11 protein-coding genes are annotated in these 11,826 nt (G+C 62.0%); 2 read left to right on the top strand and 9 right to left on the bottom strand.

The features are described 5' to 3' along the window. Positions 1 to 41 precede the first annotated feature (41 nt). Complete coding sequence (xopAW, locus tag JFU48_RS15215; protein ID WP_201136860.1) at positions 42 to 887, top strand: EF-hand domain-containing protein; 846 nt, start codon at positions 42 to 44, stop codon at positions 885 to 887. Positions 888 to 1,521: 634 nt separating this feature from the next. Here the strand turns inward: xopAW and JFU48_RS15210 are convergent. The 9 genes from JFU48_RS15210 to JFU48_RS15170 all read right to left on the bottom strand — a co-directional run bounded on the left by JFU48_RS15210 (position 1,522) and on the right by JFU48_RS15170 (position 9,505). Beyond that, positions 1,522 to 2,562, bottom strand: a complete 1,041-nt coding sequence (locus tag JFU48_RS15210) for an AI-2E family transporter (protein ID WP_103485473.1) — start codon at positions 2,560 to 2,562, stop codon at positions 1,522 to 1,524. A gap of 69 nt (positions 2,563 to 2,631) precedes the next feature. Then, a complete protein-coding gene (locus JFU48_RS15205) occupies positions 2,632 to 3,438 on the bottom strand; it encodes a DUF4892 domain-containing protein (RefSeq protein WP_103485472.1) in 807 nt (268 codons plus the stop codon). A gap of 115 nt (positions 3,439 to 3,553) precedes the next feature. Continuing rightward, positions 3,554 to 4,408 carry an alpha/beta hydrolase gene (locus JFU48_RS15200; protein ID WP_103485471.1) on the bottom strand — a complete coding sequence of 285 codons (855 nt, stop codon included), beginning with the start codon at positions 4,406 to 4,408 and terminating at the stop codon, positions 3,554 to 3,556. Continuing rightward, positions 4,405 to 5,211 (bottom strand): alpha/beta fold hydrolase, encoded by an 807-nt coding sequence (locus JFU48_RS15195; protein ID WP_003227131.1) that lies wholly within the window; start codon positions 5,209 to 5,211, stop codon positions 4,405 to 4,407. The genes JFU48_RS15200 and JFU48_RS15195 overlap by 4 nt, the downstream gene beginning before the upstream one ends. 120 nt (positions 5,212 to 5,331) lie before the next feature. Then, a complete protein-coding gene (locus JFU48_RS15190) occupies positions 5,332 to 5,775 on the bottom strand; it encodes a hotdog fold thioesterase (protein ID WP_103522001.1) in 444 nt (147 codons plus the stop codon). 31 nt (positions 5,776 to 5,806) lie between these two features. Next, positions 5,807 to 7,462: an AMP-binding protein gene (locus JFU48_RS15185; RefSeq protein WP_201136859.1), complete on the bottom strand. Its 1,656-nt coding sequence runs from the start codon at positions 7,460 to 7,462 to the stop codon at positions 5,807 to 5,809. 202 nt (positions 7,463 to 7,664) lie between these two features. After that, positions 7,665 to 8,117: a phosphohistidine phosphatase SixA gene (gene sixA, locus JFU48_RS15180; RefSeq protein ID WP_103522003.1), complete on the bottom strand. Its 453-nt coding sequence runs from the start codon at positions 8,115 to 8,117 to the stop codon at positions 7,665 to 7,667. Beyond that, entirely contained in the window at positions 8,114 to 8,461 is a 348-nt protein-coding gene (locus JFU48_RS15175) for a DUF4389 domain-containing protein (protein WP_003227139.1), read from the bottom strand. Before JFU48_RS15175 ends, sixA begins: the two co-directional genes overlap by 4 nt. An 18-nt stretch (positions 8,462 to 8,479) precedes the next feature. After that, entirely contained in the window at positions 8,480 to 9,505 is a 1,026-nt protein-coding gene (locus tag JFU48_RS15170) for an NAD(P)H-dependent glycerol-3-phosphate dehydrogenase (RefSeq protein ID WP_201136858.1), read from the bottom strand. Between the two features lie 196 nt (positions 9,506 to 9,701). On the opposite strand from JFU48_RS15170, the gene JFU48_RS15165 reads away from it, so the two are divergent. Next, entirely contained in the window at positions 9,702 to 11,825 is a 2,124-nt protein-coding gene (locus tag JFU48_RS15165; protein ID WP_201136857.1) for a TonB-dependent receptor domain-containing protein, read from the top strand. Position 11,826: the final 1 nt, after the last annotated feature.

Below are 11,826 nucleotides of genomic sequence, written 5' to 3'. Positions count from 1 at the left end.
GCCGGTACGCGAACCGGTTTGACAGTCCAAGGAGTGAGCCCATGATCGGTAGCGTCAGCAACTACACGAGCTATACCAGCACCAGCAGCACCACCCAGAACGCCCGCAGCCAGCAATTGCAAAAGGAACTGTTCGCCAAACTCGACAGCAACGGCGACGGCGCGGTGGATCAGGACGAACTGAAAAGTGCTCTGTCGCAGAAATCCGACGATGGCCTGCTGGTCAACCTGAGCAAGCAATTCGGCGATCTGGACAGCGACGACAGCGGCAGCCTCAGCGCCGAAGAAATGACCGCGATGGCACCCCCGCCGCCTCCGCAGGATCAAGCACCGAACACCGACCTCGCCGACGCCCTGATCAGCGCCCTCGACACCGATGGCGACGGCGCCATCAGCAGCGACGAACTGAGCACCGGCCTGACCAGCGCAGGCAGCAGCGCCGACAGCAACCAAATATTCTCGGCCCTGGACAAGAACAAGGACGGCACCGTCAGCCAGGACGAACTCTCCGCCAGCCTGACCCCACCTCCGCCCCCGCAACAAGCCTCCAGCGACGAACTGTTCAGCCAACTGGATGCCGATGGTGATGGCAACATCAGCGCTACCGAACTGAGCAGTGCCCTGCAGACCAGCGACAACACCTCGACAACCAGCACCGACACCAGTGCCGCACTGCTCAAAGTACTGGACAGCGACAGCAGCGGTGGCGTGAGCAGCGACGAACTGAAAGCCGCGCTACAAGCAGGTCGGGAACGCCCGCCCGAAGAGCAGACCGCCAGCACCCAGACCACCAGCGAAGCGCTGAACCGGATGATTGCCAACTTGAGCAAACAATACTCGCTCGACAATGCCGCGCCGGTGGGCAAATACCTGAATGTGGCGACCTGAGATGATGTCGTGATGGGTGATCGTTTCCATGCAGCGGTGTGGGAACGGTCATTTGGGTGTGGCCGTGAGAGGCTGGTTGCCTGATATGCCTCTTCGCGAGCAGGCTCACTCCTACAATTGGATCAAGCGCAGGCAGTTAGAGGTTGGCTGGCTGTAAGGCCGCCATCGCTGGCAAGCCAGCTCCCACAGGGATTGAGGCCATTCAGTTGCAGATTGGTCGGCTGTCAGGCCGCCATCGCCAGCAGGCTGGCTCCTACAGAAAAGCAAAAGCCGACCACATGCTTTTCACCACTCAACAGGATGAGCGCAAGCTCGGCTGCAGCTCTTGATCTTGCCGTGCCGGCCCCTTCGGCAGGCTGAGTGGAGGGGTTCATCCGGGGGGTGGGAGCGCAGCGACCGTTTGGCGCAGCCAAACACATCGAGAGGAGGTGCAGCGAAGCAAACCGGAGGCGATGCCCCCCGGATGAATCACGGAGCGAAGGAACCCGAGCCACGGCGAGGGCCGAACGTCGGGGCAAGCGTTTTGGGTTACTTTTTAGGCGTTTGTAAAAAGTGACTCGCCGTAAGGGCGAAACCGCCAGCCGCCACACCCAAACCAACGGATATGCCCACAACCCCAAAAAAACCAGGGCGCCTAAACCCGAGCCTGACTCTTACTCCAATCCGTCAACAAACTATAAGCCACCGCCAACAACGTAGGCCCGATAAACAACCCGATAAATCCAAAAGCAATCAACCCGCCAAACACCCCAAGCAACACAATCACCAACGGCAGATTCCCACCGCGGCTGATCAGATAAGGCTTCAACACGTTATCCACGCCACTGATGATGAACGTCCCCCAGATCCCGAGAAACACCGCCATCCCATACTCACCCTTCCACGCCAGCCAGGCTGTGGCCGGAATCCACACCAAGGGTGGCCCCATCGGAATCAGACTCAACAGAAAGGTCACGATCCCCAGCACCAGAGCCCCCGGAACCCCGGCAATCAGAAACCCGATCAACGCCAGAATCGCCTGCGCCGCCGCCGTACCGATCACCCCGTTGACCACCCGCTGCACCGTACCGGCCACCAGTTCGATGTAATACCCGGCACGCTCACCGATCAGCCGCTGCAGCAGGCTGTGAACGAACGCCGCCAATCGCGGCCCGTCGCGATAGAAAAAGAACACGAAGACAATGCTCAGGGTCAGTTCAAGGATGCCGCCACCGATCTGTGCACTGCGCGCCAGCAACCAGTTACCCACCTGCCCCAGATAGGGCTTGATCGATACCATCAGCGCCGCGCCCTGCTCATCAATGCTGTTCCAGAGGCCCACCAGACGTTCGCCCACCAACGGGATAGTCCCGAGCCAGACCGGCGCCTCAGGCAGACCGTCGACCTGCACGTCCTTGATGAAGACCGTGGCGTCGCGTACGTGATCGGCCAGGTTGAACCCCAGCCACACCAGCGGCGCCGCCACCAGCAACATCCAGCCCAGAGTCAGAATGGCTGCGGCCAGCGATTCGCGGCCATTGAGCCAACGGGTCAACAGGCGCATCAGCGGCCAACTGGCAAAGGCCAGCACCGCACCCCAGAACAGCGCCGACCAGAACGGCGCCATCACCCACAGGCTGGCACCGAACAGCACCAGCAGGAGGATTTGCACCAACAGCCGATCGTTATTGAGCATGTAAAGTCTCGAAGAATTCAGTTCGTCAAAGAGTAGGCGAACACGCCACGCGCGCACGCCCGGTGCAGCTTATCGCAACAGATCGATGCGCAGGCCAGAGCCGTCGGCGCTCCCCGCCTCCATCCGCGCCGCGCGCACACCCTGACCGATCAGCGCCTGCCGCCAGGCCTCGGCCTTGGGTCCGGCAATCGTCACGCGCTGGGTGGTGTCGAGGTTCAAGCCACGGGAAATCAGCCGTAGCCAGGTGTCATCCGGATCCCCGGTCAGCTTGGGAAAGTCCAGCTCACCGGTGCTTTTGAGCTGTCGCAACAGCGTGGCCGACGTCGGCAGCAACTCGCCCAACGGTGCGCCCGCTTCAAACTGTTCGACATGCAGGTAGGCTTTGCGATTGCCGCGGGTGATGCTGTAGAGCGCCACCAGGGTGTTGTCCTTCGGCGCGGCCAGACGCAACAGCAGATAGGCCTGTTGCTCATCGGCGCCGTACAGCTTGGAATTGCCGAACACTTCATTGGCCCACAGGCTGCTTTCGCCGCAGTCGCGGGCCTGACACCAGAACAACAACTCGGCGTCCTGCTTTTGCAGGGCTTCGCGAGCGGCGGTGAAGGCTTCGGTGGCGGAATGCTCCGGGGGTAACTCATAGGTGACCGAGGTGGTCTGGCCACGCGCCGTGACCTGGCCGTCAAAGCGTAACTGGCCGCTGATCTTGCGGATCGAACCCAGCGGATAGATCCGCTCAAGCTCCACGGGAGGGCGATAGTCGACGATCTGCGCATCGGCCAGACGCGGCACGATCTGCAGATCCTGGCTGCCGGGCACGTCGGCGGCGAACGAAACGGAACTGAAGCAGCACAGCGCCAACAGACTGAGTGACCGCATAGTCAGGCTCATCGGATCGGCATGGCTTGGCGGGTCGGGTTCGCAGCGGTATAGAAATCCATCGTGGTTGTCTCCCATTTCAACCCGCCCAGCCTCGACAGTTGCCCGGTGCAAGTCAAGGAATGGCGAAGAAGCGATTGAAACAGTCTGCGACAAGGTCGGCACCGGACTCATCGTTCAGGTGCAAATGGTGCCCGCCCGCCAACTGTTCCTGGCTAAAGGGTAGACGCTCCAGCAACTCCGGATGTTTGGCCAGCATGCCGTCGGCGGCCACCACCAGTTGCGCCGGGCAGGTGATGCGCTGGACGAAGGCCATTGCCTGCTCCTGAGTGAGGCGCAGCGGTGATGGCAGGGTCAGGCGATTGTCGGTGCGCCAGGTATAACCGCCGGGCACCGGCATCAGGCCGCGTTGCGCCAACAGTTCGGCGGCTTCGCGACTGACCGCCACCAGCCCCTTCATCCGCGCTTCGATGGCACGATCGAGGGTGTTGTAGACCGGCTTGCGCTTCTCGCGCAGATCCAGCTGCGCTTGCAGGGCCATGCCCATGCGCTCGGCGGCATTTTCGCCTTTGTCCGTAGGAGGAATCACCCCGTCGATCAACGCCAGGTGAGTGATGCGCTCCGGCAACGAACCGGCCAGCACCAGCGAAACGATCGCGCCCATCGAATGCCCGAGCAGGCCGAAGCGTTTCCAGCCCAGTTGCTCGGCGACCTGCAACACGTCGTGGGCGTAATCCCACAGCGCATAACCGGCGCCATTCGGTCGATGCCCGGAATGCCCATGCCCGGCCATGTCCAGCGCGATGATGCGCAAGCCGTGGAGCTTGGGCGCCAGGCGCGCGAAGCTGTTGGCGTTGTCGAGCCAGCCATGCAGGGCAATCACCGGCAGGCCGTCCTCGGGACCGAACAAGTGCGCCGCCAGTTCGATATGCGGCAGGCTCAGGCGCACTTCTTCGAAGGTCGGGTTCATGCGCAATCCTTCTGTTGGCGGCGCTCCCAGCGCGTAAACAGCTCTTTGAGCAGGCGCGCCGTGTCTTGCGGACGCTCGAGCGGGAACATGTGCCCGCCGGGCATGCTCAGCGCTTCACCCTGCGGCAGGCGCCCGACGAATCGGGTGTGATGACGCATGACCACGCGGCTCTTGTGGCCACGCACCACGGCCAGCGGCACCTGCAATTGGCGCGTGCGGCCCGGACTGGTGTGCGGCACGCCGCGATAGATACTGATTTCGGTGGCGGGGTCGAAGCGCAGACGCAGCTTGTCGCCGACCGCATGCAGCCCGTGTTGCAGGTAGGCATCGAAACATTCCGGATCGAAACCGCGAAACAGCGTCTTGCCGGCAAAATAGCTGCGCGCACTGTCGAGGTCGGCGAATTCTTCGCGCCGGCCCAACGTACGTCCGGCCGGGGTCAGTTTGTCGATGAAGCCGAAACGCTTGGCAGCGCGGATCACCCACTGATCGGTGCGGGTCAGTACCGGCGAGTCGAGCATGACCACACCGCGATACAACTCAGGGCAGCGCAACGCCGCATGCAGGTGCAACACACCACCAAACGAATGGCCGACGCCCCACACCGGTTGATCCTGCTGCTGTAAATGGTGGATCAGTTCGTCGACCAGGTTGTACCAGTTGTCGTCCGCCGGGAAACGCGGGTCATGGGCATGCTGCTCCAGATGCGCGACCCGATACTCGGGCGCCAGCGCCGCGAACAACTTGCCATAGGTGCCCGAGGGAAACCCGTTGGCGTGGGCGAAAAAGATCGGTTGCGACATGCCGGTAAATCCATGAGCGGAAAACATGCCGCTGATTGTCCGCAAGACCGCGCCCCGCAGCAATGACCGTAACTGCCAGGAATGATGACAGTCCGGTCATGGCTATGGGCACATCGAACCTCAGCGCGCCGGCGGCTGCTCGCCCAATGGCACCACCGCCATGGTCAACCGCGACACACAACTGGCCTTACCTTCATCACTGGTCAGGCGGATATCCCAGACGTGGGTGGTGCGACCGATGTGAATTGGCCTGGCCACGGCGGTCACCCGCCCGCTGCGCAAACCGCGCAAATGGTTGGCGTTGATCTCCAGCCCCACGCAGTAGAACTTGCTCGCATCGATGCACAGGTAACTGGCCATCGAGCCAACGGTTTCCGCCAGCACCACCGAGGCGCCGCCATGCAGCAGACCGTAGGGTTGGTGGGTGCGGTGGTCGATGACCATGCTCGCTGTCAGCGACGCTTCGTCGAAGGCTTCAAAACGGATATCCAGCACTTCGCCGATGGTGTTTTTCTGGATTGCATTCAACTGCTCGATGTTCGGAGTGGTGCGCCACAAGGTCATCGCAGGCTTCCTTTGTTGTTTTGATCGTCGCTCAATCCTGCCACAGCACCACCTCGCTGCGCGCGCTCCATTCCTCAAACCGCGCACCGTAGGTGTCTTCGATGACGTTGCGCTTGATCTTCAACGTCGGTGTAAGAAAGCCGTTCTCCACCGCCCAGCTGTCCTTGACCACCACCAGCCGCCGCAGACGCTCGTGCTTGTCGAGCCCGGCGTTGACCTCTTCCAGCAGTTTTTCCAGACTCGAATGCAGACTGCCCCGCGCTTCCTCCTGATTGACCACCGACAGTACACACAAGCCCAGCGGTGCACTCAGACCATCGCCAACCACGCAGACCTGCTCGATTCGCGAATGCACCGCCAAACGGTTTTCAATTGGCGCCGGGGCCACATATTTGCCTTTGCTGGTCTTGAAGATTTCCTTGAGTCGTCCGGTCAGGCGCAAGCGCCCCTCGGCATCCTGTTCGCCCTTGTCGCCGGTACGCAGAAAGCCGTCCTCGGTGAGGGTTTCGGCGGTTTTCTGCGGTTCCTTGAAATAGCCGAGCATGTTTGCCTGACTGCGCACCTGCACCTCTCCGGACTCGTCGATCCGCACCTCGACCTCCGGACATGGCTTGCCGATCCAGCCCTGTTTGTACTGGCCCGGCAGGCAGATGTGCGAGTAGCCGCAACTCTCGGTCATGCCGTAGACCTCCAGCACATCGAGGCCGAGTTTCTGATACCAGTCGAGCAGGGTCTGCGGCACCGGTGCCGCGCCGGACAGCGCCACGCGCAAGGCATCCAGCCCCAGCCCCGCCAACACCTTGCGCCCGACCCGTTTGCCAATGAACGGCAGGCCAAGGAGGAAATCCAGGCGTTTAGCCGGGATCTTGCCGTACACCCCCATCTGGAATTTGGTCCAGATTCTCGGCACGCCGAACATCGCGGTAGGTCGTGCTCGCTTGAGGTCGGTGATAAAGGTGTCGAGACTTTCGGCAAAGAACACGGTTTGCCCGGTGTAGATCGACGCCAGCTCGACGAACATCCGTTCGGCGACATGACACAGCGGCAGGTAGGACAGCAGCCGGTCATGCTCATTGAGCCCGAACAACCGGGTGCCGTGGGTCGTGGCGAAACCGAGATTGGCGAAGCTATGCATCACGCCTTTGGGCTGGCCGGTGGTGCCGGAGGTGTAAATGATCGTCGCCAGTTGCTCGGCAGCCGGGCGCGGATCGTCCTGGATCGGCGAGCTGCGTTGCAGGTCGTCCCAACTGAAAGCGAACTCGCCCGGAGGATGCAGCGGCAGACTGATGGTTGGCAAATCCGCCGGTACACCGACCGACATGCCCGGCCAGTCATCGAGTTTGCCGATGAACGCCAGCACGCTTTCCGAATGCGTCAGGACCTGATTCACCGAGTCTGCCGTGAGGTTGGGATACAGCGGCACCGAGACGTGCCCGGCCATCCAGATCGCCAGATCGGCAATGATCCAGTGCGCGCAGTTTTTCGAGATCAGTGCGATGTGGCTGCCTTGCGGCAGTTCCCGCGCGCGCAGCCAGTGCGCGGCGCAACGGGCCTGATGACCGACATCGGCCCAGGTCAGAGTCTCGACCTGCCCGCCGCCGATGGGCTGCACCAGAAAACGCTGGCGCGGGTGCCGGGCCTCACGCTCGTAAAACACGTCCAGCGGCAAACGGAATGCGGCAGACATGCGACTCGCTCCTGTTTTTTTGGTCTGGAGCAAGCGTAGTCAACCAAGCAAGTGCTTGGTTGGAAAATTCCAACAAATAATTTCAGCTGAAAATGAGGGCCCTGTGGGAGCGGGCTTGCTCGCGAATGCGGTCTATCAGTGACATTTACAGTGACTGACACAGCGCATTCGCGAGCAAGCCCGCTCCCACAAGGAATCAGCGTCAGGGATGCTTGAGGCTGTTGAGGGTCATCGAGCCGATCAGCAGTTCAGGGCTTTCCAGCTCAGCCAGACCGGCAGTGCCGACCTTCTCCGGCGGATACCCGGCGCCATGCTGCAGATAGCTCAGCAGATTGCCCACCAACGGGTTGTGACTGACCAGCAGCACATCACTCACCGACACCAGTTGATCCGCCACCTTGTCCGGATCGTTCTCCGGCGTCAGCCAGCCGACCGTGCGAATCTCCGGCTCGAAACCCAGGGCTTCGCGGACAATCTGTGCGGTCTGTTGCGCACGCAGGTAAGGACTGGCGTAGATCGCCGTGAGCGGCTGACCAATCAGCCGGGCCGCACTCTTCAAGGCTTCTTGACGACCGTGATCGGTCAGTTCCCGCTCGGAGTCAGGGCACGAGCCATAAGGCACCGCTTCACCGTGACGCAACACCCAGAGTTTCATAGCTTGGGTTCCTCATCGCGGGCCGGGTGCGGCGCTGGCGGCACGGCGTGCGGTGCTTCGCCTTCAGGAGTACGCGGGGTTGGCCAGTCGGCGAACGGCCAGGGTTTCTGGTCGCTGTGAAAGCTGCCGAAACGGCCGATCTGCGCCAAAAACTGGCTCAGGCTGTCGCCGAAATTCATCAGGCCGGCGCTCGGCGCGCCATAAATCAAACGATAGATCAGCTGCACCAGCACCACGGCGCCGAGGATGAACTGCGCCACTTGCCAGACCAGCACATAGACGATCATCCACAGCACCCGCAGGAGAATGGATTCGTACTTGGCTTCGGTTTTCGGATCGTTCATGGCTCGCTTCCTGTTGAATCAGTTGAAACCGCTGGTGGAAATAAAGTCGACGTCGGTTTTCGGCTCGGCCCGCATCAGTAGACCGATCACCTGCTCCAGCGTGCGCCCCTCAAACAGGATCGCATGCAGCCCGGCGACCAGCGGCATGTACACGCCCACCTCCTGGGACTTGGCCTTGAGCACCTTCAGGGTGTTCACGCCTTCGGCCACTTCGCCCAGGCGCGACACCGCCTCATCGAGGCTCAAGCCCTGACCGAGGGCAAACCCGACCTGATAGTTGCGGCTCTTCGGCGACGAGCAGGTCACGATCAAATCCCCTACCCCGGCCAGACCGAGGAAGGTCATCGGGTTGGCGCCCTGATTCACTGCAAACCGGGTCATCTCGGCCAGTGCGCGGGTGATCAGCATGCTCTTGGTGTTCTCGCCCATCTCCAGCGCCACCGCCATGCCGGCGATGATTGCGTAGACGTTTTTCAGTGCGCCGCCCAGCTCGACGCCGAATCGGTCAGCACTGGCGTAAACACGGAAGGTGCGACCGTGCAGCGCCGCCTGCACCTGTTTGCACAAATCTTCGTCCTCGCTGGCGACCACGGTGGCGGTCAGCGCGTGCTCGGCGATCTCCCGCGCCAGGTTCGGTCCGGACAGCACGCCGATGCGCGCCTGCGGGGCGATTTCTTCGAGGATCTGGCTCATCAGTTTGAAGGGGTGGGCTTCGATACCCTTGGTCAGGCTGACCAGCATCTTGCCGCTCAGGCGCTCGGCGTGGGCGGCCAGCACCGTGCGCAATGCGCTCGAGGGCAGCGCGACGAAGCACAGCTCGCAGGCGTCGAGGGTTTCCTGCAGATCAGTGACGGCAGTCACCCCCGGCAGAATCTTGATGCCCTTGAGGTAACGCGGGTTCTCGCGGTTGACCCGGATGGCCTCGGCCTGCTCGGGGTCACGCATCCACTGCCGGACTTGATGGCCGTTCTCGGCCAAGAGATTAGCCACGGCGGTACCAAAACTTCCGCCTCCCAGGACCGCAATCGGGCGCTGTTCAGTCATATGCAATCCGTTAATCCATACCAGTGACGATGCCGGCATTATACGGGGCGACCGAAGCGCGGCCAGCCCCTGCGTCAATTACCGGCACTTGTAGGAAGAAGACCAATAAAACCGAGGAAAATGCCCGCATCGTGACTGGAAAAGTCACTGTCCTCGGTTAACATGCGCGCCAATTCTTTGTGATCAAGGCTGTGTTGTGTCTTTTGCCTCTGCCCCTTCGCGTTCGTCGCTGTTGCTGGCGCTGTTGTTCAGCCCGGTGTTGCAGGCGGACGACCTGTTTGTCGACAGCGAAACGCTGCCGCAGGTGCTGACGGCCACGCGCCTGAAACAGACGCCGGCGGAAGTGCCGGGGAGCATGACCGTCATCGACAGTGAGCTGATCAGTGCCAGTGGCGCGCGGGACATCAGCGAGTTGCTGCGGCTGGTGCCGGGGATGATGGTCGGCAACATCAGCGGCAATCAGGCGGCGGTCAACTATCACGGGACCAACGCCAGCGAAGCGCGGCGCATGCAGGTGCTGATCGATGGCCGCTCGGTGTACCGCGCAGGCCTGGCCACGGTGGACTGGAGCGACATTCCGGTGGCCATGGAAGACATCGAACGCATCGAGGTTTTTCGGGGGCCGAACACCGTCAGCTACGGCGCCAACGCGCTGATGGCGGTGGTCAACATCATCACCCGCAACCCGGCGGACAGCCACGGCACGCGCCTGAAGGTCACCCGAGGCCAGCGCGGCATCAACGACTTCTATGCCAGCCAGGGCACGGGGTGGAATGGCGGCGACCTGCGTCTGTCGCTGTCCGGCCAGGAAGACGATGGCTTCGACAGCGACCGCACCGGCGCCGATTACCGTGACAGCCGCCGCTTGAACCGCTTCAGCCTCGCCGTCAGCCAGACCCTGAGCGACAACCAGAGCCTCGACTGGCAGATCAACGCGAAGGACGGCAGCAATCAGCGGCCCTACACCTACCGCCCGGTGTTCTCGGGGATTACCGCTGCCGGGAACAATTCCGACGTGGTCGCCAAGGATTACGCCGGTTCGGTGCGCTGGAATCTCGACATCAATCCCGAACACAGCCTTTATATACAAGGTTCGGCCCAGCACTGGGATCGTCAGCAAGTGTGGCGCGCCTGCGATGCCGAAGTGTCGTTCAGCCCGCAACTGACCCAGCTGTGGCAGCTCAACCCGAACTACACCGAACGCCTCGCGCGCAACATCACCCGTTTCACTGGCCCCGGCCCGGAAGCCGGAACGCCACAGGAAATGGCCCTGGCCAATCAGGTGCTCGACCAATGGCGCAACGGTGCCAGCCAGACCCTGTGTGGCGACATCGATCAAAGCGCCCGCGAGTCGCGCTACGACCTGGAATTGCAGGACACCCTCAGCCTGTCCGACAGCCTGCGGCTGGTCAGCGGCATGAACTATCGTTATGACCGGGCCGATTCCGAAACCTACTTCAACGGCACACTGGACGACACCACCTGGCGCGCGTTCGGCCAACTGGAGTGGCGCGCCAGCGAACACTGGCTGTTGCAGGGCGGCGCAATGTTCGAAAACACCCAACTGATCGGCAGTTCGCTGACGCCCAGATTTGCGGTCAACTATCTGATCAACCCGCGTCATGGCCTGCGCGCGGTGTACTCGGAGGCGATCCGTTCGCCGGACATGTTCGAGAACAACGTCAACTGGAGCTATCAGGTGAGCAACCTGCGGCCCTCGGCCTACGGTCAGTCCTCGGCGCGCTACTTCGTCAAGACCCGTGGCCCGGGCGATCTCGATCAGGAACACATGCGCTCGCGCGAACTGGGCTACAACGGCTATTTCGCCGAACTCGGGCTGGCCGTGGACGTGAAGCTGTTCTACGACGAAATCACCGGGATGATCAGCGAGCCACTGCGCAACAACCAATACATCGCCAGCAACGCCAACAGCTCACGCTTTCGCGGCACCGAAACCCAGCTCGACTGGCGTCTGAGCATGATCGATCGCCTGCGCTTCACCTACGCCTTCGTCGACGCCGAAGCGAGCAATCCGCTGGATCAGCAATTCACCTCGCGCAACAGCGGTTCTGCCGGCTGGCTGCGCGACTGGGGCCATGGCTGGAACAGCGCCCTGTTCTATTACGGCGACAACGCGCTCAATGGCTACCGCTTCGAACGGGTCGACACGCGCATCGCCAAACGCCTCCCGCTGGGCAAGGCGCAACTGCAACTGGCCGGCGTGCTGCAACAACGGCTCGACAACGAACCGACCACTTTCGTCGACAACAATTACGACGAACGCCGGGTGCTGTACTTCAGCGCCGAGCTGGAGTTCTAGG

It is taken from the genome of Pseudomonas sp. TH49 (assembly GCF_016650625.1).
GTDB classification, from domain to species: domain Bacteria; phylum Pseudomonadota; class Gammaproteobacteria; order Pseudomonadales; family Pseudomonadaceae; genus Aquipseudomonas; species Aquipseudomonas fluorescens_H.
The sequence above is the reverse complement of the archived record's forward strand: the minus strand, read 5'-3'. Positions and strand labels throughout refer to the sequence as shown.

Coding starts and splice junctions, on each gene's coding strand:
- xopAW (WP_201136860.1), top strand. CDS start 42: ATGATCGGTAGCGTCAGCAACTACACGAGCTATACCAGCACCAGCAGC.
- JFU48_RS15210 (WP_103485473.1), bottom strand. CDS start 2,562: ATGCTCAATAACGATCGGCTGTTGGTGCAAATCCTCCTGCTGGTGCTG.
- JFU48_RS15205 (WP_103485472.1), bottom strand. CDS start 3,438: ATGCGGTCACTCAGTCTGTTGGCGCTGTGCTGCTTCAGTTCCGTTTCG.
- JFU48_RS15200 (WP_103485471.1), bottom strand. CDS start 4,408: ATGAACCCGACCTTCGAAGAAGTGCGCCTGAGCCTGCCGCATATCGAA.
- JFU48_RS15195 (WP_003227131.1), bottom strand. CDS start 5,211: ATGTCGCAACCGATCTTTTTCGCCCACGCCAACGGGTTTCCCTCGGGC.
- JFU48_RS15190 (WP_103522001.1), bottom strand. CDS start 5,775: ATGACCTTGTGGCGCACCACTCCGAACATCGAGCAGTTGAATGCAATC.
- JFU48_RS15185 (WP_201136859.1), bottom strand. CDS start 7,462: ATGTCTGCCGCATTCCGTTTGCCGCTGGACGTGTTTTACGAGCGTGAG.
- sixA (WP_103522003.1), bottom strand. CDS start 8,117: ATGAAACTCTGGGTGTTGCGTCACGGTGAAGCGGTGCCTTATGGCTCG.
- JFU48_RS15175 (WP_003227139.1), bottom strand. CDS start 8,461: ATGAACGATCCGAAAACCGAAGCCAAGTACGAATCCATTCTCCTGCGG.
- JFU48_RS15170 (WP_201136858.1), bottom strand. CDS start 9,505: ATGACTGAACAGCGCCCGATTGCGGTCCTGGGAGGCGGAAGTTTTGGT.